This window comes from Blautia parvula (assembly GCF_020215665.1).
Taxonomy (GTDB): Bacteria; Bacillota; Clostridia; order Lachnospirales; family Lachnospiraceae; genus Blautia; species Blautia celeris.
The window spans coordinates 811,430-836,833 of the sequence record NZ_CP084061.1 but is presented as its reverse complement, the minus strand read 5'-3'; the positions used below and the strand labels follow the sequence as shown (position 1 = coordinate 836,833).

At 47.5% G+C, this 25,404-nt stretch carries 20 protein-coding genes and 1 pseudogene; 7 read left to right on the top strand and 14 right to left on the bottom strand.

Features of this window, described 5'->3' with window-relative positions; genetic code table 11:
- Positions 1–87: 87 nt before the first annotated feature.
- From LC508_RS03995 to LC508_RS03985, 3 genes and pseudogenes are all read right to left on the bottom strand, one after another.
- Positions 88–1,272, bottom strand: coding sequence for a sensor histidine kinase (locus LC508_RS03995; protein ID WP_103730988.1), 1,185 nt, complete (start codon positions 1,270–1,272; stop codon positions 88–90).
- Entirely contained in the window at positions 1,269–1,940 is a 672-nt protein-coding gene (locus tag LC508_RS03990; RefSeq protein ID WP_054351358.1) for a response regulator transcription factor, read from the bottom strand. Before LC508_RS03990 ends, LC508_RS03995 begins: the two co-directional genes overlap by 4 nt.
- Before the next feature lie 408 nt (positions 1,941–2,348).
- Positions 2,349–3,014 (bottom strand): annotated as a pseudogene (locus LC508_RS03985) (hypothetical protein); the annotation flags it as partial.
- 196 nt (positions 3,015–3,210) lie between these two features.
- Here LC508_RS03985 and LC508_RS03980 point away from each other — a divergent pair.
- The 5 genes from LC508_RS03980 to LC508_RS03960 all read left to right on the top strand — a co-directional run bounded on the left by LC508_RS03980 (position 3,211) and on the right by LC508_RS03960 (position 11,076).
- Positions 3,211–3,912 carry a response regulator transcription factor gene (locus tag LC508_RS03980; RefSeq protein ID WP_054351336.1) on the top strand — a complete coding sequence of 234 codons (702 nt, stop codon included), beginning with the start codon at positions 3,211–3,213 and terminating at the stop codon, positions 3,910–3,912.
- Complete coding sequence (locus tag LC508_RS03975; protein ID WP_103730987.1) at positions 3,913–5,325, top strand: sensor histidine kinase; 1,413 nt, start codon at positions 3,913–3,915, stop codon at positions 5,323–5,325.
- A gap of 250 nt (positions 5,326–5,575) precedes the next feature.
- Complete coding sequence (locus LC508_RS03970) at positions 5,576–8,002, top strand: ABC transporter permease (RefSeq protein ID WP_390555356.1); 2,427 nt, start codon at positions 5,576–5,578, stop codon at positions 8,000–8,002.
- A gap of 22 nt (positions 8,003–8,024) precedes the next feature.
- Positions 8,025–8,711, top strand: coding sequence for an ABC transporter ATP-binding protein (locus tag LC508_RS03965; RefSeq protein WP_033139503.1), 687 nt, complete (start codon positions 8,025–8,027; stop codon positions 8,709–8,711).
- Between the two features lie 106 nt (positions 8,712–8,817).
- Entirely contained in the window at positions 8,818–11,076 is a 2,259-nt protein-coding gene (locus LC508_RS03960) for an ATP-binding cassette domain-containing protein (RefSeq protein ID WP_103730986.1), read from the top strand.
- Positions 11,077–11,136: 60 nt separating this feature from the next.
- Here LC508_RS03960 and LC508_RS03955 read toward each other — a convergent pair whose 3' ends face one another.
- The 3 genes from LC508_RS03955 to LC508_RS03945 form a co-directional block, all read right to left on the bottom strand.
- Positions 11,137–12,669 (bottom strand): amidase family protein, encoded by a 1,533-nt coding sequence (locus LC508_RS03955; RefSeq protein WP_103730985.1) that lies wholly within the window; start codon positions 12,667–12,669, stop codon positions 11,137–11,139.
- 66 nt (positions 12,670–12,735) lie between these two features.
- Entirely contained in the window at positions 12,736–14,490 is a 1,755-nt protein-coding gene (locus tag LC508_RS03950) for a putative bifunctional diguanylate cyclase/phosphodiesterase (protein WP_052098912.1), read from the bottom strand.
- A complete protein-coding gene (locus LC508_RS03945; RefSeq protein WP_033139500.1) occupies positions 14,487–15,554 on the bottom strand; it encodes a cobalamin B12-binding domain-containing protein in 1,068 nt (355 codons plus the stop codon). Before LC508_RS03945 ends, LC508_RS03950 begins: the two co-directional genes overlap by 4 nt.
- A gap of 156 nt (positions 15,555–15,710) precedes the next feature.
- Here LC508_RS03945 and LC508_RS03940 point away from each other — a divergent pair, with 156 nt between their 5' ends.
- Both LC508_RS03940 and LC508_RS03935 read left to right on the top strand, forming a co-directional pair.
- Entirely contained in the window at positions 15,711–16,565 is an 855-nt protein-coding gene (locus LC508_RS03940) for a MerR family transcriptional regulator (protein ID WP_103730984.1), read from the top strand.
- Positions 16,562–17,551, top strand: a complete 990-nt coding sequence (locus LC508_RS03935) for a serine hydrolase domain-containing protein (protein ID WP_054351331.1) — start codon at positions 16,562–16,564, stop codon at positions 17,549–17,551. The genes LC508_RS03940 and LC508_RS03935 overlap by 4 nt, the downstream gene beginning before the upstream one ends.
- An 81-nt stretch (positions 17,552–17,632) precedes the next feature.
- On the opposite strand, the gene LC508_RS03930 is transcribed toward LC508_RS03935, so the two are convergent.
- The 8 genes from LC508_RS03930 to LC508_RS03895 all read right to left on the bottom strand — a co-directional run bounded on the left by LC508_RS03930 (position 17,633) and on the right by LC508_RS03895 (position 25,245).
- On the bottom strand, positions 17,633–18,301 hold the full coding sequence (locus LC508_RS03930; RefSeq protein ID WP_103730983.1) for a GntR family transcriptional regulator: 669 nt from the start codon (positions 18,299–18,301) through the stop codon (positions 17,633–17,635).
- A 94-nt stretch (positions 18,302–18,395) separates the two neighbouring features.
- Complete coding sequence (locus LC508_RS03925) at positions 18,396–19,385, bottom strand: uroporphyrinogen decarboxylase family protein (RefSeq protein WP_225305310.1); 990 nt, start codon at positions 19,383–19,385, stop codon at positions 18,396–18,398.
- 15 nt (positions 19,386–19,400) lie between these two features.
- A complete protein-coding gene (locus LC508_RS03920) occupies positions 19,401–20,639 on the bottom strand; it encodes a nickel pincer cofactor-dependent isomerase, group 22 (protein WP_103730982.1) in 1,239 nt (412 codons plus the stop codon).
- Positions 20,640–20,668: 29 nt separating this feature from the next.
- Positions 20,669–21,940, bottom strand: a complete 1,272-nt coding sequence (locus LC508_RS03915) for a TRAP transporter large permease (RefSeq protein WP_103730981.1) — start codon at positions 21,938–21,940, stop codon at positions 20,669–20,671.
- A 3-nt stretch (positions 21,941–21,943) separates the two neighbouring features.
- Complete coding sequence (locus tag LC508_RS03910; protein ID WP_054351325.1) at positions 21,944–22,468, bottom strand: TRAP transporter small permease; 525 nt, start codon at positions 22,466–22,468, stop codon at positions 21,944–21,946.
- Positions 22,469–22,497: 29 nt separating this feature from the next.
- Positions 22,498–23,598, bottom strand: a complete 1,101-nt coding sequence (gene dctP / locus LC508_RS03905) for a TRAP transporter substrate-binding protein (RefSeq protein WP_103730980.1) — start codon at positions 23,596–23,598, stop codon at positions 22,498–22,500.
- 34 nt (positions 23,599–23,632) lie between these two features.
- Entirely contained in the window at positions 23,633–24,040 is a 408-nt protein-coding gene (locus tag LC508_RS03900) for an aconitase X swivel domain-containing protein (protein ID WP_103730979.1), read from the bottom strand.
- A complete protein-coding gene (locus tag LC508_RS03895; RefSeq protein WP_103730978.1) occupies positions 24,040–25,245 on the bottom strand; it encodes an aconitase X catalytic domain-containing protein in 1,206 nt (401 codons plus the stop codon). Before LC508_RS03895 ends, LC508_RS03900 begins: the two co-directional genes overlap by 1 nt.
- Positions 25,246–25,404 lie beyond the last annotated feature (159 nt).

The following is a 25,404-nucleotide window of genomic DNA, read 5'->3' as shown; positions in this document are numbered from 1 at the left end:
CTCTCCCTTCTGTAAAATATGTCTGCGAACTGCGGGAAAGCAGTTGTATTGCCCCGCAGCTATATTATAACAAAGAAAGATGACATCTCAGTGACTGTAAAACCGGATTTCAAAACAAGCGCCTCCTGCCGGCAGATTTCTGGCCGAAAGGGTGCCGCCCTGCAGTTCAAATAAAGAGCAGGCGAGCGCAAGCCCGATTCCGATTCCGCCCTTAACGGCTCTCTTCCCCCGGTAAAACCGTTCAAAAAGATGGGGAATATCTTCCGGGGCAAACCCCTGCCCCTCATCCCAGATTAAAATTTCCGTATAAAGTGGATTTTGGGAATAATCACAGTGAATCCTGCCTTCCTCTGGAGAATGCTCCGCACAGTTTTTTATCAGATTCATCAAAGCCTCCATGGTCCATTCCATATCCCCCTGAAATTCCACGCATCCTTTGTCCGGAATGTCTGCCATGACCTTTTCCCTGCGCATCAGCTCTTCCAGATTTTCGACAGCCAGATTCAGTACAGTGTAAACATCCACAGGTGAATGCTCCAGCAGCAGTGCCCCGGAATCAATCTTAGACAGAGTCAGCAGGGATTCTTCCAGCCGGTTCAGACGCTCTAACTGATTCTTGATAGGTTTTGTATAAGTATTCGGAGCTGTTTTCTCCATCAGCTGCAGGGATAGAAGTGCCGCTGTAAGCGGTGTTTTAAGCTGATGAGCAATGTTGGCCAGATTATCCGCAAAACGTTCTTTTGCTTTTAATGCATTTTCTCTTGTCACATACAAGCTGGTGACGGTTTTATAAATTTCATCCTGCAGATGAGAAAATTCATCTTCTATAGTTTGAACAATGGTCCCTGTTTTTCCCGCATTAACCTGTTCCAGATATTTCGTAAGCCCGGATACCCTCACCTCAATGTGCTTTTTTGCAGACCGGGAGGACAGAAAAAATGCTGCCGATATTAAAACAGCAGCATTGACTGCAAATAATACACCGCAGCCTTTACTGCCGGAAAAATCCTCCTCCGTGTATCCGAACTGCTCCAGGAATACATTTCTGCCGGTTTTCCACTCTTCCTGTGACTGATATTCTTTCAGAGAAGAAAGTAAAAGTTCTTCTGCTCCCGGGTCATTTTCCAGTATGGTCTGACAAAGCGCTGAAATACCCCTGTAAGAATCCCTCTCATACCGGCACTGCCACATATTGTTCAAAAACAGGATTCCTGCTGCGCAGACCACTATGGGGAGTATGGTCATCAGCATCTGTTTCTTTTGTTGTGTCATAGCGTATCCTCCATACGGTAGCCAAAACTCCTTATGGTTTTCAGACATGCAGGCTGATGCAATTTTGCCCGTAAGCGTTTTATGGTCACCGTCAGTGTGTTATCATTCACATAATTACCGTTGCTGTCCCATACTTTTTCCAGAAGCTGTTTCCTTGTTACGGTCTTTCCTTTGTTTTCCATCAAAAGAAGAAGAATCTGGTATTCCGGCTGGCTTAAAACAAGTTCCTCGCCATCACAGAAAACAGACATCTTATCCATATCCAGTGTCAGGGAATCGCAATGATAACAGTTCACTTTCACCTGGCCTGTACGGCGCAGCAAAGCAAGGATACGCGAGTGCAGCACCTCCAGTTCAAAGGGTTTGACAACATAATCATCGGCACCTTTTTGAAATCCGCCAACCACGTCATGGGAATCGCCGCGGACAGTCAGGAAGATCACAGGCAGCCAGGGCCATCTCGCGCGGAGCCAGCCGCACAGTTCGCTCCCCTGCCCATCCGGCATGTTCCAGTCTAAAAGGACCAGGTCCGGCTGCCTGCTTCTCAATGCCTGTTTCATGCCCGCAAGCATGGAAAAAACCGTTACCCGGAAGTTTTCCTGCTCAAGATATTCTTTTACCGCCTGTGCAACAGTCTCGTCATCTTCCGCGTAATACAGATCTATCATTTCTCTGCTCTCACTTTCATATTTCATTGGTATTATCTGACTGTTCAGCTAACTGAACTAGTTTTATGTAAGTGTATTTATTATACCAAAACGGGGTAGGAAATACTATGGGCTTCTTTATGCTCTGCTTTTCTCCTGCAAGTTCATGAGGCGCTCCGGCAGAAATGGTTCTGCAGATATAAAGCAAAAAGCCCCTAAAAACCCAGCATGGCATGCCGGGTTAAGTCATGTGCAGTAACAGTGTGCATAGACTCTATTGGTTATGACGATTGGGGAATTCGTTCTGAGATGGATACATAGCTGATTCTTAAGCTGGCAAAAGACGGAAAAAGTAACGGGGCTCTGATCATTTACAAATCATATAAGGCGGATGCAAACCATCCGCCTTTCTGTCCCATCCTGCATTCTTTATTTTCGATTATCCTTTTTGTACGGTGTGCGGGTAACTACTGCGCGGACCATCATCTGCCGGCAGCCCTCAGAACCGTACAGTACATAAACTTCGGTTCCTTCCTGAGTATAACGGATGTCAAGGTCTGCCAAGGAGATTACCTTTCTGAACTGGCAGCTGTATCCCCGGTTGGATACAAGACCTATCATTTCATGTTTCTTATTAAATGCCGGAATAAACTGAGGGATTGCACTTGAAAAATCAGAGGTATTTACCGGCAGCCCCATCTGTTCAAAAGGTTCCTCGTCTTCATCAAAAAGAGATGTGAAGATAGTTATACAGTCCTCTGTATTCCATTCCAGGGTCACACATTTTGTTTTCGGATCAGCCGCTTCCTCTAAAACAGCATCCTTACCCGGAAAATCCCGGGTTTTATCCACCAGATGTTCCCAGCCAAAGTCCACAGGAGAGCGATGGAGTGCTTCTGCGCCAGGAACAACCGCCGGAATAAAATCTACCCAGATAGTCGGAAAATACGCCTGCAGATGATTCAGCATCAGACTGCGCATTCCCAGCTGGCGAAGACCAAATTCTTTTCCTGCTTCTGCCACCTCATGCCAGATGACAGAACCGTCCGCGCTGTCTCCAAACAGCTCATATCCAGTCTCTCCTGACATTCCACCGCGATATAAACGGACTTATATCATGGAAAGTCCGTGAGACGTGCTGCTTCGGATACCCTGATTTATGGCATAATTTCTGCTTGATCCACAGGTCTTGCATTCCGCGCATCTTTAGTCTTGTATCTTTTTCATTTACGAAATATAATATTGCATAACAGCAGCACAAATCCCTACGCAGAAAGAACAGGTGGAAATTATGGACGAAAAGATCCTATTGGTAGATGACGAAAAAGATATCGCTGATTTGCTGGAAGAGGTGTTGATACAGGACGGTTTCCGAAACATCCGGAAGGCCTGTACCGGAATGGATGCGCTGGCAGTCTGCCGGGAATTTCAGCCCGATGTGATGATTCTGGACATTATGCTTCCGGACCTTGACGGACTGGAGGTTTGCAGGAAGATCCGGGAATTCTCTTATTGTTCCATCCTGTTCCTCTCCTCAAAGAACGATGAAATTGATAAAATATTAGGGCTCTCCTGCGGCGGTGATGACTATATCACCAAGCCCTTCAGTCCCCGGGAAGTGGTTTTCCGAATCAAGGCTCAGCTGCGCCGGCAGAAATATGCGGCCGGTCTCTCCTGCAGCACCGCTGTTCTGAGTGCGGGTCCTCTTACCATTGACAGGGAGAGCGGACGGGCATACAAATCCGGTGCGGAGCTCCCCTTGACAGGAAGGGAATTTCTTCTCCTCGCCTATTTTATGGAAAATACGGATAAAATCATCAGCAAAGAGCGTCTCTATGAACAGGTATGGGGGGAGTACAGCAGCATCTGTGACAATACCATTATGGTACACATCCGCCATCTGCGGGAAAAAATAGAGGATGCCCCTTCCAGACCCAGACAACTGATCACAGTGAAAGGCCTGGGATACAAGCTCAGGAAAAGGACTGATTAGATGAAAAAATCAGGATGCCGCACCATGTTTCATATGTATCTCATTTTTTTCCTGTCTCTGCTGGGAACCCTTCTTGCAGCGGCAGCGCTCATCTGCTGGCTTATCACCTTACGAAAACCCGACGGTACCTTTGTGCGGAGTGACTGGCCCGTGAAGTTTTCCGACAGCTTCCAGGAGCAGATCATTTTTAAAGAGGATGGCCCCGGGGTTAAGCAAAACGGCTTGGAACTTCTTCGGGAAAATGAAATCGGCATTCAGATTCTCGACTCCACCGGTTTTGAGCTTTTTCATTATCAAAAACCGAGTCAGGCTGAGCAATCCTACTCTGCTGCAAGCCTGCTTTCCATCTCCAAAACAGGCAGGCTCAAAAGCAGCAGCCTTACAGCAGTTATAAAAACCCTGTCACTTAAGGACAGAGAATACAGTTACATCCTTTTCTTTCCTGTGAAAGTTTCCAAAGTCACCATGTATTTGAACGGAGAGCATTTTACTGCCGGTAAGGCTGTGATCCTGCCGGTGACAGCCATACTCTTTCTCGTCCTCTCTATATCCGGCATGCTCTACGGCTTTCGGACCGCTGAGGCCGTGAAGCAGCTCACTGACTCCATCCGGGAGATCGCTGCGCGCAGCTATCTTCCCGTTCAGGGAAAGGGAACTTTTTTCGAGATTTATGACAGTCTGAACCAGATGGACCAAGAAATCAGGGAAAGCGACCGCCTGCAGGCTGAAACGGACCGGATGAGGGAGGAATGGATCGCCAATATCACCCATGATTTGAAAACACCCCTCTCACCGATAAAAGGTTACGCGGAACTGCTTCTGGACTCCGGCAGTATAAACCAAGAACAGTGCAGGCAGTATGCAGACATCATATTGAAAAACTCCGCCTACATGGAAACACTGATCAATGACCTGAAGCTCACTTATCAGCTGACAAACAATATGGTTCCCATGGACCCCCGGGAAGAAAATATTGTGCGCTTTTTAAAAGAACTGGTGATCGATCTTCTCAACTCCCCGGAATATGAACAGCGCACGATCCGCTTTGAAGCTGCCGCAGAGACGATTCCCTATTCCTTTGACCGGACACTTTTCACAAGAGCATTCCAAAACCTGATTCTCAATGCTTTTGCCCACGGAACATCGGATACGGAAGCTGCCATTTCCGTCTCTGTCCCCGATTCCACCCTGCAGATAACCGTAAGTGACAACGGAAAAGGGATGACCGCCGCGGAAACGAAACAGATCTTCCGGCGGTATTACCGTGGAACCTCCACAGAACAGAAAAGAGAAGGAACCGGGCTTGGTCTTGCCATAGCAAAAGATATTGTGGAACTCCACGGCGGAAGGATTTCCGTCTCCAGTTCTCCCGGCACGGGAACTGTATTTACGATCGCATTTCCTCTGCATTAAGGTTAATTAAGGTTATCTGCAACTCCCGTTAAGGTTGACAGTTTATCATGTATCTATGATAACTGTCAGCCTTTTTCTTTAATACCGGGAGGTGAGAAAGTGAAATGGAAAAAGACCGCCGTATGCATCTGGAAACTACATACAACAATTCTAAACGCCCTGAAGGAATCAAAGGATTCCTCCGGCAGAAAGTAGGTGTATCTTGAAGATTATTATAAAATACATTCTGACAAATGTGAAAGAAAAAAAGATGAGGACAGGCGTTATGATCCTGTCCATACTCCTGTCGTCCACTCTGCTGTTTGTCTCCTTCTCCATTGGCGCTTCCTATGAAAGTGCCCAGCAAAAAATGGCACGGGGAATGGCGGGAAGCGCGGCGGTTTCCGTGTCCGCAAAAGAAGGTCTCATCCATACCGATGAGATTCCCGATCTTTTGTCCATTGACGCGAAAGCCGGTATACTAAAGGGCAGTGCTCTGTACCACGAAAACGGTTATTACGAGACCATTGACCTGGCAGCCGCCGAGCTTTCAGAACTTAAAAAGATCAATCCCCCGCGGCTCGCTGACGGGAAAGATATCTCGGATTTCTCCGGCAGCCGAATCATTCTGCCGGACCGATTCACCTCAAAATACGGCATTCAAAAAGGAGATGCCATAACCCTGCAGATAAACGGGGAATCCATAAAACTGGATGTAGCTGAGATTGCCGCCTATGACACCTTCTTCCTGCGGCATACAAGAGGGGCCACCGCGCTGCTTCCCCTCTCCTTTCTGCACAGCCTCCTGGGTTATACAGACGGATACAGCGAGATTCTCATTAAGCCCTCCCAGGGAGTTTCCGCAGAGACTTTGAAAAAAGATCTGGAAACAGCCCTGCCGGCTGAAACATACCGGATAACCGAAACGTTCAGCGAAGACCAGGTAACCGCCGATGCACGGCAAAAGTCCATGCCCTTTTTCCTCATCAGCTTTTTCTCGCTGACCATGAGTATATTCATCATTTACAGCAGCTACAAAGTGATAACCCTGGAACGGCTCCCCATAATCGGAACCTTCCGCAGCATCGGGGCAGCCAAAAAAACCCTCACAGGCATTCTCATGCTGGAAAGCAGCCTGTACGGATGTATCGGCGGACTGCTCGGCATTCCGACAGGGATACTGGTCCTGAAATGCATTCTGCAGGGCATGAGCTGCTCCCTCTCACAAGGCATTGAGATTCCGGCTGTCATCACCCCTTTCAGCGTTATTTTCTCATTTGCTGTGGCTGTAAGCGCCTCTCTTTTATCTGCGTGGCTGCCCATACACCGGACAAGCCGCCTGCCTGTAAAAGAAGTGGTTCTGGGTATTACGGAGGAAAAGCAGATATCCGGACGCCTGACTGCCGCGGCCGGCATCCTGTTATTCCTGTTCTCTGTCATCCTTCCAAGGACTGTCTCCGGAGATATGCTGTACCTCATGGGAGGCATATCCCTTCTGGGACTGATCGCGGCTGCCATTATCCTTGTACCCCTGCTCACAGATCGGACTGCCGTGGTTTTGGAGCGTATTTACGGAATCATTCTGGGAAACGAAGGGAAACTGGCTGCCCGCAATATGCGCGGCAATAAAAATGTGATACAAAATATCACACTTCTGTTCATCAGCATTTCCGCTGTGATTGCCATATCCGTTGTGGGGGATTTTGTAACCACTTACGTCAGCGATGTATTCAGGGGCGCCGAACTTCAGGGATTTGCTGACGGGCATATGGAACCGGCATTTGTAGAACAGGTAAAAGGGATGGATGGGGTTGAAAAAGTGCTCCCGCTCCATATCCTGGATAACCGGCTGCAGGCAGAAGGTATCGCCCTGGGACGTGTAGAGGCGGCGGATGACCTGGACCTGTACAGCTCCATGCTTGCCATCCATTATACGAAAAATACAGAGCAGTCCCGGGCTGCCGCTGCTTTTGGGTCTGAACGCGTCATCCTTCTCAGCGAAGACTGTATGAAGCAGACCGGATTTTCAAAGGGAGATACCCTTGTTCTGTCAAACGGCACGAACCGGTATCATTATCTGGTGATCGGCAGTTTCAAATCAAGGGCTACCGATGCGGAGGCAGTCATTCCCTCTGCCTGCGCAGTTTCGGATTTTGGAGCTCAGGCATATGACTTTCTCGCCTACACTGCCGCTGACCCGGATGCAGTCATGGTACAGATCCGCAGTCTGTTTGGTGAAACGGCAAACTGGAGCCGTACGGTGGAGGAATTCAACACCGACGCCCTTTCCACTGTGGGCACCTTCTTACAGCCCATGCACAGCATGACTTATTTTATTTTACTGCTGGCCGCCGTAGGTATCATCAATAATCTGCTGATCAACTATATCCAAAAGCGGCGAATTACTGCCATGTATAAATCTGTAGGGTTAAGCAGCCGCCAGAATATAAAAATGACACTGACAGAAGGCTTTTCTTCCGGGCTGATCGGTGCTGCCATAGCTGTCTTTGTCTCTTATCTTGAAATACAAACCATCTTTTTGGTAGCCGGACCCAAAATCTCAATGGTTCCCAGACTAAATGCCGTCACTTTCTTTTTTTCCGCAGCAATGGGAATTGTAATCACACTGCTGGGCTCAGTTGTGCCCATCGTCAAAAGCAGGCAGATGAAACTGGTGGAGGAGATCAAAAGTGAATAATATATTAACGGGAGGATATAACATGAAACATACAGTCAGCGAAACTGCCATTGAGGGCAGACATCTCATAAAAGAATTTCCCATGGGAAATGCGGTCACAAAAGTGCTGAGAGATATTTCCCTGCAGGTGACACGCGGTGAATTTGTTTCCATTATGGGACCATCCGGTTCCGGGAAAAGCACACTGCTCTATATTCTCGGCGGGCTGGACACGCCTACCAGCGGCCATGTATATCTGAACGGAACCGATATTTCAGGCTTTGATGATGAAAAGATGAGCCGGATACGAAGGCGGAAAATTGGATTTGTCTTTCAGTTCTACAATCTCATCCCCAATCTGAATGTGGAAGAGAACATTATGCTCCCCCTGCTTCTGGACGGCCAAAAGACAGCGAATCACCAAGAACAGCTCTCCCGGATTCTGGAGGTCACAGGTCTGACGGACCGGCGCAGGCATACGCCCCGGGAATTATCCGGAGGCCAGCAGCAGCGTGTGGCCATCGCCCGCGCTTTGATCGGAAACCCTGAAATCCTCTTTGCGGATGAACCCACAGGAAATCTGGACAGCAAAACCGGAGCGGAAATCATGGACCTGCTTCGTGATATCAACCGCAGAAGCGGGCAGACGATCCTTATGGTGACCCATTCGCCCGAAGCAGCCAAAAGCAGCAGCCGGATCATAACCGTACAGGACGGAATCCTTGTCTGACCGGAGGCTTATTCTGCTCTTGTCATAAAACAGCAAAAAAAGTCAGGATATTTATTTCTTATGCTGTTATAATGGATCATATGTCTAAATGAAAGTGAGGAACGATATGTCTCATAAGGATAAGATCATCATCCAGGGATTAAAGCAGAATAACTTAAAAAACGTATCTTTAGAAATACCAAAAGAAAAGATAGTTGTCTTTACCGGTGTTTCCGGTTCCGGCAAATCCAGCATTGTATTTGACACCATAGCCGCGGAAAGCCAAAGGCAGATGAATGAAACCTACACGGCATTTATCCGGGGCAGGCTGCCCAAATACAAAAAACCGCGAGTGGATTTTATAGACAATCTCACTGCCTCTGTTATCATAGACCAGACGAGGCTGGGCGGGAACGCGCGTTCCACAGTGGGGACCATCAGTGATATGTATTCTGCGCTGCGCCTGCTCTTTTCACGTATCGGAGAACCTTACGTGGGGACGGCATCTTATTTTTCCTTTAATGACCCCAACGGTATGTGCCCGGAATGTTCCGGTATCGGAAAGATCCTGGATCTGGACATGGACCAGGTATTGAATCCGGATAAGAGCTGGAATGAAAGTATGGTGGAACTGCCTGCCTTCCATTCCGGCAACTGGTACTGGAAGCAATACACACAGAGCGGATTGTTTGATCTTGATAAAAAGTGGGGGGATTATTCCGAAGAAGAGAAAAACCTGCTGCTGTACGGAGCATATGAAAAAGGCGGAACACAGATAAACAAAAAGATAGAAGGCATCTACAACCACCTGAACCGTCTGCTCATCAAACGTGACCTGTCAAACTCCAGCGACCGCTCCCTCCTCCGTCTGAAGAAGCTGGTAAAAGAACGGGAGTGCCCTGTCTGCCGCGGAAAACGCCTGAATCCCGCAGCGCTCTCCTGCCGCATAAACGGATACAGCATTGATGAAATGTGTGATATGGAATTTACCAGGCTCTGCAACGTCCTGCGGGAGATCAAAGACCCCAGAGGCGAAACCATTGTCAATACCCTGACTGCTTCCCTGACACGCATGATTGAGATCGGACTTCCCTATCTGAGCATGAACCGGGAATCCACAACGCTCTCCGGCGGTGAGGCACAGCGTCTGAAGCTGGTGCGCTATATGGGAAGTTCTCTTACAGGCATGACCTACATTTTTGACGAGCCAAGCACCGGAATGCATCCGCGGGATGTCCACCGCATGACCAAACTTCTGCAGAGCCTGCGGAACAAAGGCAACACGGTCCTCGTGGTGGAGCACGACAAGGATGTGATCTCCATAGCCGATGAGGTCATTGATGTAGGCCCTCTGGCAGGCAGAAACGGCGGACAGATTCTCTACCAGGGCAGTTATGAAGGACTGCTCCGGTCAAAAACCCTGACGGGAAACGCCATGTCAGAATACATTCCCGTCAAACAAAATCCGAGAACAGCAAAAGAGTTCCTTCCCGTAAGGAACGCGGATATCCACAACCTGAAGCATGTATCTGTTGACATTCCAACCAATGTACTGACCGTGGTCACAGGCGTGGCCGGCTCCGGCAAATCCAGTCTTATCCGGGATGTATTCGCAAAGCAGTACGAAGACCGTGTGGTACTGGTGGACCAGTCTCCCATCACTGCCACGGGCCGCTCCGCTCCCGCCACTTTTTTGGGATTTTTTGACGATATCCGCAAACTGCTGGCTGCCGAAAACAGAGTAGATGCCGCCCTCTTCTCCTTTAACAGCAAGGGAGCCTGCCCTGCCTGCAAGGGCAAAGGTATGGTTGTAACAGAACTGGTCTTCATGGACCCTGTCACCACTGTTTGCGAGGTCTGCGAGGGAAGCCGGTACAGCGACGAGGCATTGTCCTACCGCTTCAGGGGAAAGAACATACTGGACATTTTAAATATGACCGCTGAGGAGGCTGCAGAGTTCTTTTGGGACAACAAAAAAATCCATAAACAGCTCCGGGCCATGATAGAGGCAGGACTGTCCTATCTGACCCTCGGCCAGCCCCTGTCCACCCTCTCCGGAGGAGAACGTCAGAGGGTAAAGCTGGCAAAACACCTGGATAAAAAGGGAAACATCTATCTGCTGGACGAACCCACCACAGGTCTGCATGCCTCAGACGTGAAGAATATCATGAGACTTCTGGACAGCTTTGTAAAGCGCGGCAGCACAGTCATTGTGATCGAGCACAATCTGGACGTGATGAAACAGGCAGATTATATTATTGATGTGGGGCCTGACGGCGGAACAGGCGGAGGCCGTGTGGTATTTACCGGAACGCCTCAGGAAATGGTCCAAAACGCCGATACCATCACCGCCAGATACCTCAGAAAATCTCTGGAACGTGGATAAAACAGTATAAAAACAGCCGCCATGGGGACATGTTTTACTTCCCCGCGGCGGCTTTCTTCCCTAAAGTGTTAAACGTCCATTTACATGGCTCTCAAAACTATACCCCAAATTTAACAGCTTTTCATCCTCTCCCGGCCGAGCCGCAAAGGTTATTCCCTGCGGCACGTTGTTCTTATCCGCACCAAACGGTACCGTCAATTCCGGATATCCGGCCGCTGCGGGGTATGTGGAAGCCGTACTGTTCAAAAAGGCGATTCCGTCCAGATTTTTTTCCCGGAACAGTGTGTCTAATACCTGATCTGCAGTCTGAATGGATTTGCTGATCTCATCATCCGTACCCGGAGCATTTTCCGCTTCTTCCAGCCAGTCCTGCCCGTATTTGATTCTTCTCTTTGGTTCTTCTTCATTGTATCTCAGCAAATCCTTTAAAGTCTTCATGGGAAGGCCATACTCTGCCGCGTAATCCTCATAATCTTTTCGGAAGGTAAGATGGATGAGATTAAAAACAGTAACCTTACCGGCATCTAATTCCACGTCAACAGTGTCTGCCCCCAGTTCCTGCAGTTTCTTTTTTAATTCTGACAGCATCCCGGCATCGTTATATTCATATGAGACAATGCCGATGGTTTTTCCTGACAAAGCATCTTTGTCAAAATCCTGGGATATCTGTGCACCTGTCGCCCCCTCGTAAGCGATGGCGGCATCCGTCACACTTTTTGCAATGGGCCCGGCTGTATCTATTTTCCTGATCAGAGGCAAGATTCCCTCCCCTGATATGCTGTCTCTGGTGGGCTTGAATCCTACCACTGAGTTAGCGGAGGATGGAGCCACAATCGAGCCATCCGTCTCTGTACCTACGGAAACCGGAACCAGATCCGCTGTAACCGCCACCGCGCTGCCGCTGCTTGAACCGGAGGGAGATATTTTCAGCGGCCCGAATGGATTGACCGTCTGCCCTTTATTTCCGCTGTATCCGGATGGCATAACACTGGATACATAGTTTGCAAACTCAGACAGATTGTTTTTCCCTAAAATAACCGCACCATTTTCCTTCAGCTTTTTTACCAGTTCGGCATCCTCAGACGGGCAGAAAGCGGAAAATGCCTCCGCTCCGGCACTGGTCGGCATGTCAGAAGTATTGATGTTATCCTTAAGCATGACAGGGATACCGTAAATTCCGGAGGTCTCTTTCCCTGTTTCCCTGATACCGGAGTCTCTTTTTGCTGCCTCATCCATAGCATGTTCATTGATGGATATGACCGAATTATACCCCTTTTCCTTTTGATCCAGCGTTTTTATACGGTATAAGCACACCGCTGTAAGCTCCTCATAGGTGATCTGCCCTTCTTTTACAGCCTTCTGGATCTCCTCAATACTTTTTCCGACCACATACTGCTCTTTTTCTCTGATCAGGGAATCCGTATCTATGGCCTGAAGCTGTCTGTCAATGGCTTCTATGACCTTATCATTGTTGTATGCGATCCATTCCTCACCGGGCGGCGCTGTCTTTTTTATATACAGAATGACCGCTCCCACCGCTAATATGAAAAACAGTAAAACCAAACGTATTGTTATTTTAAGCTTCTTACTCATTGTTTCCTCCATTTTTATTCAGGGTACCTTAATAAATCCATATTCTTATTATATACCTTCCGGGATTTAATACTCTTTCTTTTGGCACTCCAAATGAAGAAAACGTTTCTCAAATTCATTTTCCGGCACAGGCCTCCCATAATAATATCCCTGTGCATACTGACAGCCCATCTCTTCCAAGAGCAGAGATTCTTCTTTTGTCTCCACACCTTCCGCTATGACCAGAAGATGGAGCGTATGGGCCAAGTCAATGACCGCCTGCATGATCCGGTGTCTTCGACCGGCATCTGTCCCTGTGCGCAGAAATTTAAGATCCAGCTTCAGCACGTCAACCGGCAGCTCTGACAGCATATTCAAGGACGAGTATCCGCTTCCGAAATCATCCATCTCAACCACAAATCCTGTTTTTCTGAGCTGTTCCACTACCAAAAGAAGCTGCCTGGAATCTGATATGTATGCGGATTCCGTTATCTCAAGATGAAGGTTTTTCGGCTCCAGGCCGTAATCCTTTACCAGTTCAGTAAAGAGGGACGGAAGGTCTCCATGATAGATGTCCATGCGTGAAACATTTACGGCCACAGGAATATCCGCTCCTCCCATCTGCCTCCACCGCTGCATGGCAGAGCAGACCTTATGCCAGACATACAGATCCAGGGAATAGATAAATCCATTCCTTTCAAAAACAGGCAAAAAGTCGGCCGGTGACAGCAGCCCCAGCTCCGGATGTTCCCATCGCACCAGAGCCTCAGCGCCAACAACTTCCTCTGTGTTTACTCTGACCTTTGGCTGCAGATGGATCTGAAATTGTCCCTGTTCAAGCGCCTCAACCATGGTATCTAAAATCTTCTGTTCAAAAAGCATTTTTTCCCGCATGGCATTATTGTAGAAGACTATCTTTTCCGCATACATTCCCTTAATGCTGCCTGCTGCGATAAATGCCCTGTCACACATTCTTTCCACAGGAATATCCCGCTCTTCAATCTGGTAAACGCCGATTTTTACAGTGAGGCGCATAGGCAGCGGATAATTTTTCAAAAAACAGTTAAGACTGTGTTCCAGCCTTCCATACACCCCTTCTTCACGGGGAACCAGCACCGCAAAAAGGTCTGCCCTTATCCTTGCAAACAGAGACTTTTCGTCCACTCTGATATCCAGTAAGCAGACGGAAAGATCGCTGAGAAGCTGGTTTCCCGCAGCCGTTCCGAATGCATCATTGATAATTTTAAACCGCTCTATATCCACTGCGATTATATCAAACGCCTGTCCCAGATTCTCCTCAAGCATTACCTGTGCCCGTTCATAAAATATCTTCTCCGTGAGAAGATTGGTAACCGGATCTCTTTTAAGGATCTCAATGGTGTTTTCCGCCCTGCGCATCTCCTCTAGCGTCTCTTTCAGCAGTACATTTGCTTTTGCAAGCGCTCTCTGGGAATTGATGAGCCGGTTGTTTACCTTTTGGATTTCAAAATATGACTCCCCGTAAGGTCCTGTTCCAAGAGAAGCCAATTCATCCAGGGCAGAAAGCTGCAGCTCTGCCATCCGGGGCAGCCAGTCTGCATTTTCCATATCGTATACAGACAGCAGTACCTGTTCCCTGACAGGCTTTACTGTGACAAATACAGATAGGTGCTCTTTTCCACGAAGCTGCCTGCGGGCAGAAACCATCTGTTCTGTATCCTGCTCCAAAAGCCTGTCCAGAACCTCCCTGTCCGCAAAAATCTCCCTTGCATCCTGTCCCGGCTCTGCCAGGCTTACAGGAATGCTGCGGATTACTTTCGTAATCTTCCAGTGCAAATCACATAATGCAAGATAACCAATCATATCTCATCTGCAAATGTATCATCCGCCCACCGCACAAGTTCCCTTGCATCCCGGGCATATACATCTATCCTCCAGTTCCCCTGTATTTTACTCAAACTCTGAAACGCATTGCCTCCCACTGCGATCTTCAGGTCAGGATAACATGCTTTCAGCCTGTCAACCATCTCCTGGCACTGAACCAAATACTGAGGCATAGTCACTGAAAACGCCGCCAGATCAGGCCTGTGGTCTTGTATCTGTTTCAGGACATAAGAAATATCTGCCCCCGCCCCCAGATAGATACTGTCCCATCCATTGTATTCAAAAAGATCCGCTGTCATGCGGGCTCCCATTTCATGCAGCTCACTTCCCACGCATGCTGCCAGTACCTTTTTCTTCTTCCGCCTCTGCCGAAAAATAACAGGATACAGCTGCGCTGACGCAAGCTGGGTGGTGGATGTACAATAATGTTCCATGTCCACGGAAATCTGATGGCTGTGCCATAGCTCTCCCACCCCTCTCATGGTTTCCCCCAAGATTTCCACCAGAATATCCTCAACAGGAATTCCGGTCTGTAAAAACTCCGCTGCCACAGCGACTGCACTTTTTGTATCTGACCGCATAAGCGCATCTAAGTACCGCTGCCGCTCTTTTTCGTATTTCCCGTACCTTAACGGCTCCGGAGATTTCTCTGTCACTACGGCGTCTGCTGCAGCCCTCTTCCCGTACCCGATAAACCTTTTCAGTTTTTTCAGCCCTGCCCCGGCAAAAATCTGCTCCGCGCCGTTTTCGACCACTGAAAAGTGGCTCAGAAGAAGGGCACGCACTCTATGTTTCGGCATATCTGCCATAACAGGACAGAGAAGCTCATAAAACCACAAAACGTAGTCCTCAAATATCTTTTTGTCATCCAACTGAACAGATGCATACAGAAAATCCACAGTAAACCCGGTATATTCCCGAAAAAGCCTTTTCTCCGGCGCACAGTATCCTTCTGCCTCTAATGCGCCGCAGGGCTGACAGGCAGATACATATTCCGCCAGTTTCCCAAACTCCGGTTCTGATTCAAACTTTAATAATCCCATCTTCTCATCTACTTTACCACATAATTTGTAACAGATTCATTATAACAAATATTGGCAGAAATTTACATCTTTTCTTTTATATTCCCTGTTGACTTTGCCCTTAGGGCAAGGTGTAACATAAGGGTGATCAGAAACACGCCGCAAGGAGGATATGCTTTGTTATCAATAGGTGAATTTTCATCCATCTGCAAGGTGTCTGCCAAGACACTCCGCTACTACGCGGAAATCGGATTGATCCATCCGGAAGAGATCGATCCGGAAAACGGATATCGGTATTATTCTATCAGCCAGCTGGAAACCATGCTCTTCATCAACCGTCTGAAATCCTACCGCTTTTCTCTGGATGAGATCAAATCCATTCTTCATTCCGAAGAACTGCCGGAGGAAGCTCTCTGCCTCGCGCTTATAAAAAAGGAGCAGGACATGAAAAAACAGCTCCTGGAATATGAAAAAACCCTGGAACAGATGAATCAGGATATAGAAAACCTAAAGCAGGGAAAATCCATTATGTCCTATCTGGATACCATTGAGATCCAGCTCACGGAGGTTCCCCAAATGTATCTTCTGTCTGTCCGGAAGATGGTACGGGAAGGCGAGTATCCACAGGAATATGCAAAATGCTACGGAAGATTATTCAAAGTGATCCGGGAGAATAAACTGACAGTCACCGCGCCTCCAATGGTACTGTTCCACAGTGAGGAATTCAGTCCCTTTGGCCTGGATACCGAATTTGCCATTCCGGTTAAAGAATATGTCACAGGGACAAGGAACCACACTCCCGGTCTCTGCCTAAAAACTGTCCTGCACGGTCCCTACTCCGCGCTGCCCTCTGTCTATGCAAAGCAGCGGAGATGGGCAGAGATGGAAGGATACGAGGGAAACGGCCCGCTCTGCGAAGTGTACATCACCGACCCCTCCCAGGTCTCATCGGAAAGCGAACTGACCACGGAAATTTATTATCCCGTTAAGAAAAAGGCATCATTTCACCCAAACAGTAAGGAGAAAAAATGAATCAGGAAAAGATTACAGAACTTGAAAAAACCATCTGCAGGGATTACAGCAATACTGCAGGCATCGTTGTTTTAAAAAACGGCAGAACAGAATATGAAAACTACTTTAACGGCTGCACATCCAACTGCCGCATTCATGTTTACTCAGTCACCAAAAGCATTCTGTCCATATTGATCGGAATCGCGCTGGACCGGGGATATATCAAAAACATCCATCAGAAGGTATTGGATTTTTTCCCGGAATACACTGTGAAGAATACTATGGACTCCATCCGGAACATTACCCTTGAAAACCTGCTCACAATGACTGCACCCTACAAATACAAATTTGCCCCCTACCTAAAATATTTTACCAGCGATGACTGGGTGAAATTCAGCCTTGAGCAATTGGGCGGCAAAGGACAGATTGGTAAATTCCGTTATGCACCGCTCATCGGGCCGGACCTTTTATCCGGTATCCTCGCAAAGACCTCGGGCTGCTCTGTCTTTGCCTTTGCATCTGAACATTTATTCTCTCCTCTGGGAATCACTGTTGAAAAAAATATTATTTTTCACAGCAAAGAGGAACAGATGGCGTTCAACAGCGCCACGGATATAAGCGGCTGGGTCTCGGATGAGGCCGGCAACAACGCAGCGGGCTGGGGGCTTACCCTGTCACCGGCTGATATGGCAAAAATAGGACAATTATATTTAAACGGCGGCATGTGGGAGGGCCGGGAAATCGTATCCAAAAGCTGGATAGACGAGAGTACAAAAGAACACAGCCGATGGAAAAAACAGGATCTTCCCTATGGATATTTATGGTGGCTATGCGATGAGAATGCGAATACTTTTGCTGCCATGGGAGACGGGGGAAATACGATCTATGTGAACAAAGAGAAAAACTTGGTGGTTTCCATCGCCGCTCTTTTTACACCAAAGGCAAAAGACAGGATTGGATTGATCAAAGAATATATTGAACCGGTTTTTGATACCGGTTCCCTGTAAAATGAACAATGCGGTATACAATAAGGCTGTCTATGATAAATTCCTTATCATAGACAGCCTTATTTACAACAGCTCTTATGTTCAGCTTCTGAGAAGCGCCCGCATAGACCACTCCACATGATCCGCCAGCGCCTTCTCAAGCGCGTCCTCTTCTTTTTTTTCAAGAAGACGCAAAATCCTCAGATGCTGGGCCGTACTTTCCTGCATATCATTTAATGCATAGAAGGACGATATCTGGAGCCTTTTAATATTGGCATTGATGTTTGCCATAATATTTTTTACATATTGATTGTCACACTTGTCAATGATCAAATCATGAAGAGCCCAGTCCATATCCGTGAACATCTTTTTGTCCACCCGGGCCCCTGACTCATCCAGTACCCGCAGCTTCTGGAAGATTTCTTCCATCTGCCGGATTTCCTCTTTTGTTATGTTATGGATGGCAGACTTGGATGCCAATATCTCAAGAGGCTTACGGACGGCGAACAAATCTTTCGTTCCTTTCTCCGATATCTCTGTCACATAGGCTCCAATGCCGTTTTTAATCACTACCAAATCTTCACTGGCCAGTATGCGCAGCGCTTCCCGGACAGGCGTCCGACTCATTTCCAGCTCTGCCGCAATCTGGGATTCACTGAGAATCTCCCCCGGCTTAATCGCACCACTGCATATGGAATCCTTTATCTTATCATAGGCAATCTCCGTACGATTTCTGGTACTTCCTTTCTTTACAAAATTACTGACTTCCATATTTTACCACCTGCTTTTAGACTAGGATTAGTTTAGCATCATTTATACTGCTCCGTCAAGCCGCATTCCTGACGCATTTTGTAAATCCCGGTCATTAACTGTGGAAATATGCCCGGCTCCACTTTGCAATCTCATCTTTGACAATCTCATCCACTTCCGGATAAATACTGCCGTCATCACCTCCGTATGTCAGACAGGGAATGAATCCTCCTCCAGGCACGTATTCCTCACAGGCCCTTCTTACCTCCCCCCTTATGATATCCTCCTTGTGATCCGGCACATCGATCACGGATGCATCCAGTCCGCCCATGAAAGCCATTTTCCCTCTGAGGCGTTTCTGCATTTTCGGAATATTATTCTCAGGAGTAACACCCTGCCATACATCCACACCGATCTCTGCCATATCTTCTGCGATCGTCTCACAGTAACAGTCCGCGTGGTGGATGACAAGTACCCCGTTTTCTCTGAGATAACCATATATTTTTCTGTATCTCTCTTTAAAAAATGCAGCCCATGTATCCCGGCTTACAAAAAGACTTTTCTTAGAACCCCAATCATCATGAAAGAGAACGGCATCAGGCCTGCAGTTTTCTACCAACATCCGGCACCAGTTCAATTTAAAATCCAAAATGCAGTCCAGAAGTTCATGCATGGCCTCCGGTTCCTCCAGCATGGCAATAAAAACGTCTTCAAATCCCATTAACGCATGGGTCTGTTCAAACAAACCGGAGGCCATCATAGCTATAGAAAGCCTGCCTTCCCCGCGTATCCTCCGGGTATCTTCCACCGCTCTACTCCAGTCCATGGGAACCTTTCTGATATCCGGTACCTTCACATATTCCCTCCATCTGCAGATATCTTTACATACCTTTGTCTTATCATTGATCAGAGGCATGGAGCCCGGTTCGTCTTCCCCCCAGTATACGGTCACTCCCCATGGATTTACTTTCGTTTTTCCCCTCTCAGCTACAGACATATATGCTGTAACAGGATCCGATATAAAAGAGAATGCCTCCCATTCATTGATCAGGGCATCCGGCTTTCCATATCGGATCGTTTCCCACAAATTTTCTTTGACCTTCATCTCGGCCTCCTCATCTCACGACTTATTTTCCAGAACCAGGCAGGGATTTTTTTCCACTTCCCCCAGAAGCGCATGGGATACCATAATTTCTTCCAGCTCGATGGTATTTTTTATCTTTACGATTCTGAGATTCTCTTTATCCGCATTTCTCAGGATTTTTACTGCGATTTTCACCGCTTCTTCCTCATCCTCGGCTATGAGTGGGATTTTACAGTCATCCACACATTTTACCGCAATCGCATTTGCATACATAGCTTCATAATCAAGCTGCTCAAAGACTTTCCGTGTGATGATATCAAATATCCCGAGACCGATTCCGTTACCATGGGAGGCCGGGGATATATCCAGAAGTATCATCTTGTCTATCCTTGGAACCGGCAGGACAAATTCTTTAAGAATATAACTTTTCCCAAGGATATTGGGGTCAAATCCGGCTCCTGATATGTCTTTTCCGATAGCCTCAACTATGAGGATATCAATCTTCGGAATCATCAGAACCGGCATGTTTTTTCTTGCTTCCCTCACCAGCTCTTTTTCCCGTCTGATCAGAATCTCCGCCGGGACAGCTTCGATCCGACAAGTCTCATCATAGGCATTTTCCAAAACGGCAACCCCAAAAACAACCGGTGCCTTCTCCAATATCAAGGATGCTGCCTCTTTTATCACTTCCCCAAATATGGAAAAATCAGCCTCATGAATCTCCGTACATCCCCTGTGGTTACCCAGACCGATGACAAGCATTTTACAGAGGCCGCTCTGTATGTCGGACACAAAATCCGTATGCAGCTTCACTCTGTTGACCGGAATGATCACGTCCGCTTCCAAAGCGGATTTGTCAAAATATACCTTTCTTCCGCCTGAAATCTCTCCCAGACATACCACCTCTGTAGTAGTGATGATCGGTACCTGCATGGCTTCCTCCGTAATCCCATAGCCATACAGAACTTCTCTCTGTCCCTCCTCGGTTCCCCCTCCATGGCTGCCCATGGCGGAGACAATATAGGGCTTTGCGCCAAGTATTTTCAGTTCCTCCAGAATCGTTTTTATGATCAGCGGCAAATTGCGGATACCACGGCTGCCTACAGCAACTGCTGCACGCATTCCCGGTTTTATTTTATCACGTATCTCTTCCCTTTGAAACTCCTTTTGCACTGCCGCCTTGATGTCCGGCAGAGTATCTCTGCCGAACACCTGGCGTACTTTGTAAAGAGGGGGGATTTTTATATCATAATCTTCAGGCAATAATAGCGGCATTTCCAACCTCGCTTTCCTTTAGGCTTCTCCTATCCCAGGAATCCCATTGTAAACCATGGCACATAGGTGATCAGCATCAATACCACCAGAAGCGATACCAGCAGACCGCCTATCCTCTTCATCATGGCATCCATGGGAACCCCCGAAACGGCAGTTGCCATAAAAAGATTGATGCCGTACGGCGGGGTAATGAATCCGATCGCCAGGTTCATGGTGAGCATTACACCAAATGTAATAGGGCTCATCCCAATCGCTTCTACGACCGGCAGAAGAATAGGGGCCAGAATGATTGTAGCCGGAATATTGTCAATCACACATCCCACGATCAAAAGCAGAATATTGATCATAAGCAGGATCACGAATTTATTATGACTGATTCCCAGGAACAGTTCCGTCAGTCTGTTAGGGATCTGCTCAATGGTAAGGAAATAGGAAAAAGCATTGGCAAACCCCATCATAAACAGGGTAATGCCGCAAAGATTCACGATTCCCAGAAATCCTTTATACAGGCCCTTCAGGTCCATTTCTTTATACACAAACATACTGACAAAGATACAGTAGACAACCGATACCACAGATGCCTCTGTGGGAGTAAAGATACCCTTGTAGATTCCACCCAGGATAATAACCGGCATCAGCAGTGCCCAGAACCCTTCCCTGAATGCCTTCCACACCTTCTTCAGTTCCGGGCGTTTTGCGTCACCTTTCCATCCATGTTTTTTGGAGGTGATGACACAGACGATGATCATGGCAATGCCCATCATGATGCCCGGCAAGATACCTGCTGTAAACAGGTCTTTGACAGATGCATTGACAGCCACACCGTAAATGACAAGAGGCACAGAGGGCGGAATGATAACGCCTACAGAACCCGCCGCTGCCGCTAATGCTGCTGAAAAGTCTTTGTCATATCCTTTTTTCTCCATCTCCGGTATCATGAAAGAGCCGATGGCAGAGGTTGTCGCAACGGCAGAACCGGAAACAGCGCCGAAAAACATGCAGGCAATCGTGGTCACAATAGAGAGACCTCCTGTCATCCAGCCGAGAAGGCTGTCGGCAAAGTTCACGATTCTTTTGGCAATTCCGCCTGTTGCCATAAGATTTCCGGCAAGCATAAAAAACGGAACAGCCAGAAGCGTAAAGGAATCTGTACCTGACAGGGAACTTTTAATAAATACCATAGGTGAGTAATCTGTACATAAAAGAAAACTCAGTAAACCCGAGATTCCGATGGCATGTCCCACCGGAACACTTAAAAGAAGCAGGATAAAGAAACTGCCGAACAATACTGCTATTTCCATACTCTACTCCACCCCCTTTGCCTGTGATGTCTCCTGCACAGGAAGATGTCCGAAATGTGTGATTTCATATACCACCCTGCAGGCAAGACGGACTGCCACAGCCGCTGACCCAACCGGCAGTGAAATATACACGATCCATAACGGTATCTGCAGTCCTGTGGAAGTCATACTTGTAGAGATCACGGTCTTTAGATACTGAATCCCCTGCCATATGAGAAACAGGTAGAATACAAAGATCATAAGGTTAATGACAATCTCCAGTGCCTCTCTTGGTTTTTGCTTTAATTTATTACTGAATATTTCAATCCTGATGTGGTCATTGTTTTTTGCCCCCACGCTGGCGCCAAGCCAGATCTGCCAGATAAAAATATAGCGGACCAGCTCCTCGCTCCAGCTCAGGGAATTATTAAATATGTACCTCATAATGACCTGAATAAAAACAAGCGCCACCATCAGGATCAAGGAATAAACGAGAAAGTATTCTTCGATTTTATTCCATATGGTAACAAGAACTTTAGCCTTCTTCAAAAAACTTCCCCCTTTTGCTGCCGTCCGGTCTACTTGTTAAACTCCTGTGCAATGTCAAAAATTTCGTTCCCCAGTTTTTCTTTATATTCTTCATACATGGGCTCTACCGCTTCTTTGAATTTTTCACGGTTTTCATCTGTGATCTTTGTCACCTCCATGCCTGCATCCTCAAGCTGTTTCAGGTAGGATTCATACATTTCGAGGCTCTCTTTTGTGACAAGCTCAGACTGCTGTTTAATCCCTTCGTCAATAATTTTCTTATAGGCATCCGGCAGACCGTTGTACCACTCTTCGCTCATGGCAAGGCAGCCGATGGATATGGTATGTTCCAGATTGCTGTAATATTTCTGCACCTCATAATATTGTGAAGTATAAGTCAGTGACGGGTCATTGTCCTGTCCGTCCACGGTCTTGTTCTGAAGTGCTGTAAACAGCTCTGAGAAACTCATCGGTGTGGGATTTGCTCCCATAAGCGTAAAGGCTGTAATATATACAGGGCTCTCCATAACACGGATTTTAAGACCTTTCATATCATCCGGCGATTCTACCGGGCGCACACTGTTGCTTAACCCTCTGTAACCTCCAAAATAATAAGTATCGCCGATGCAGATTCCAGTGCCCTGCAGCATTTTGTCAAATTCATCACCCAGCTTACCTTCGTTCACTGCCTTTAATTCGGACTCATAGTCATCAAACAAAAACGGCATATCCAGAATACCAAATTTCTCATCATATGTGGTCAGTACAGAGATAGCAGGATTACAGACCTGGATCGTATTCATGGCACAGCCCTCCAGCATCTCCGTATCTCCTCCCAGCGCTCCGTTGGGATAATGGTCCACTTTAATCTTTCCCCCTGACGCTTTCTCCACATATTCTATAAACTTAGCTTCCCCGTCCGCCTGTGTGGTACCGCTTTCGGGTCCTATACTGGCAAACTTTATGGTGATAGGGTCCAGCCCGTCAAGCTCTGCATCCGCCTCCTGGCTCTCCTCCTGCCGGCCTTCTTCTTTTTGCTCCTGTTTTGTGTCAGATGCCCCCTCTTTCTTCTCATCACTGCCGGAGCTGCCGCATCCGTAGAGAGTGGTAACACAAAGTGCACAAGCCAATAAAACCGCTAATCTTTTCATTCTTTATCCTCCTTGCGCATCCCGCGCGGAAACATTAATCTAAGATTTCTATTACACCTGCATCGGCATTGATCCGAATGTGATCCCCTGATTTTACTGTTTCATAGAACGCTTCATCCACCTTATCCACCATGGGGATATCCATAATGATGGCGCTGGAAACAAGAACGGTTTCCGGATATCTGATGATCATCCCTTTCGGCGCATTGTCCTTTTTGTTAAGCTGAAAAAGACCGTCTGCCTGAACTACGGAGCTACCTTTACCACTTGGGAAGATCAAGATCTTTTTCGCTATACTCTGCCCTTCCAGTGCATGGGCCGGCTCAATGACTTTACCCGTGTCCGGCTCGATGAGATAAAACATGATATTATCGCCTGATACCAAGGCTTCCCCTTCTACAATCCCCTCTGAAATTTTATGACATCTGAATTTCTTTTCCATCAGACCACCTCCCCGTTCAGTGCTGCATCAATACATGTGTCCAGATCACGTATGACGAAATTGATTCCTCTGCGTTTGGGATAATATGCACACTTGGGTGATTCCGTAACGCCTGTCTTTCCCTGTAAATGTTTCCAGCAGGGCTGATCCGGACAGGAATCCGGTACAATATACCCCCCGGCTTTCTCGATCACCTCTGTAATGCCCATCCTGTCAGCCAATTCCTTCACATGATAGGATGTGAGAATCCACATCTCTTTCTTCAGTTTCTTACCCTGTAATCTTCCGGCGATATGCTTTGCCTGTTCCAATGTAAAATGGGGGCATCCGAACATTGCAAAATCAATTTTCCTGTTACCTTCAGCTGATATTTCCTCCAGAATCTCCTCTAAATCTTCATTGGTAATGGTCACTGTGCGCTCCGGTTCCTTTCCCCCAAAAGCCTGTTCCAAAGTCCGGGCTTCCGGTGTACAGCCGACAATATGGTACATGCCATAAGCACCGGAAGTATTGAGCTGGGCCCCCAGATTGGTCAGTGCTTCCTTCCCTATGTGTTTCGGAAGCCCGGTAAATACGGGAATCCCGCTTCCGATCTTTCGTCCGCAGTATCCGAGAAGATGATACTCAAAATCGGATTTCATGTCTGCCTTAACTTCTACCAGAATATTTCCCTTTCTGTTCTCATCAAGAAGCAGACCGTACTCCGGCACAAAGCCCGTGATGGCTGCGCATAACGCACTGTTTGCTCCCTCCCGGTTGCTTCTGGCTCCCCACACGGAATTCACATAGGGTGTCGCACTGGATTCCGAGAAAGCCACGATCTCTCCGAAATTGGGGACATTCGTTGCAACATAGGGAGTGCAGTTATATGTCAGAGTCGCACCTAACCCCTTATATGCGTTATGTGTCCTCTGCATAAAATCAGCATCCTCCTCTGACACCATATTCCGCTCCTGAAAGAATGAAATACAGAACCCCGGGTTCACTGTCGGTGAGACCCTGCAGTATGCACCTGCATTCAGCAGTTTCTCCGCGAACCACAAATCCGCGTCCTGATTGGACAGAGCTACATGTGCCCTTGTTATGGGCACCATCCGGGGCGCATCAAAGGATTCTCCGATAGCTACCTGGATTTTCATTGCGTATGCTGTACCTTCCCCATACTTACCGTCCAGCATATTCTGTTGTTCCTGCGTTAACTCCATAATATTCCTCCTCCCGCATATCACCTGTATACAGTTATTATATTTCTTGTATTCAATATTGTCAATCACTTTTCCGACGTTTTTCGACATTTTTCCGACGCACTTATGATTTGTGAAAACAAAAAAGGACTGCCGTGGTAGTACGGCAGCCCTCTGGGC

Coding starts and splice junctions, on each gene's coding strand:
- LC508_RS03975 (WP_103730987.1), top strand. CDS start 3,913: ATGAAAAAATCAGGATGCCGCACCATGTTTCATATGTATCTCATTTTT.
- LC508_RS03950 (WP_052098912.1), bottom strand. CDS start 14,490: ATGATTGGTTATCTTGCATTATGTGATTTGCACTGGAAGATTACGAAA.
- LC508_RS03965 (WP_033139503.1), top strand. CDS start 8,025: ATGAAACATACAGTCAGCGAAACTGCCATTGAGGGCAGACATCTCATA.
- LC508_RS03925 (WP_225305310.1), bottom strand. CDS start 19,385: ATGAAGGTCAAAGAAAATTTGTGGGAAACGATCCGATATGGAAAGCCG.
- LC508_RS03995 (WP_103730988.1), bottom strand. CDS start 1,272: ATGACACAACAAAAGAAACAGATGCTGATGACCATACTCCCCATAGTG.
- LC508_RS03900 (WP_103730979.1), bottom strand. CDS start 24,040: ATGGAAAAGAAATTCAGATGTCATAAAATTTCAGAGGGGATTGTAGAA.
- LC508_RS03930 (WP_103730983.1), bottom strand. CDS start 18,301: ATGGAAGTCAGTAATTTTGTAAAGAAAGGAAGTACCAGAAATCGTACG.
- LC508_RS03945 (WP_033139500.1), bottom strand. CDS start 15,554: ATGGGATTATTAAAGTTTGAATCAGAACCGGAGTTTGGGAAACTGGCG.
- LC508_RS03915 (WP_103730981.1), bottom strand. CDS start 21,940: ATGGAAATAGCAGTATTGTTCGGCAGTTTCTTTATCCTGCTTCTTTTA.
- LC508_RS03980 (WP_054351336.1), top strand. CDS start 3,211: ATGGACGAAAAGATCCTATTGGTAGATGACGAAAAAGATATCGCTGAT.
- LC508_RS03895 (WP_103730978.1), bottom strand. CDS start 25,245: ATGGAGTTAACGCAGGAACAACAGAATATGCTGGACGGTAAGTATGGG.
- LC508_RS03955 (WP_103730985.1), bottom strand. CDS start 12,669: ATGAGTAAGAAGCTTAAAATAACAATACGTTTGGTTTTACTGTTTTTC.
- LC508_RS03990 (WP_054351358.1), bottom strand. CDS start 1,940: ATGATAGATCTGTATTACGCGGAAGATGACGAGACTGTTGCACAGGCG.
- LC508_RS03970 (WP_390555356.1), top strand. CDS start 5,576: ATGAGGACAGGCGTTATGATCCTGTCCATACTCCTGTCGTCCACTCTG.
- dctP (WP_103730980.1), bottom strand. CDS start 23,598: ATGAAAAGATTAGCGGTTTTATTGGCTTGTGCACTTTGTGTTACCACT.
- LC508_RS03960 (WP_103730986.1), top strand. CDS start 8,818: ATGTCTCATAAGGATAAGATCATCATCCAGGGATTAAAGCAGAATAAC.
- LC508_RS03920 (WP_103730982.1), bottom strand. CDS start 20,639: ATGCCGCTATTATTGCCTGAAGATTATGATATAAAAATCCCCCCTCTT.
- LC508_RS03935 (WP_054351331.1), top strand. CDS start 16,562: ATGAATCAGGAAAAGATTACAGAACTTGAAAAAACCATCTGCAGGGAT.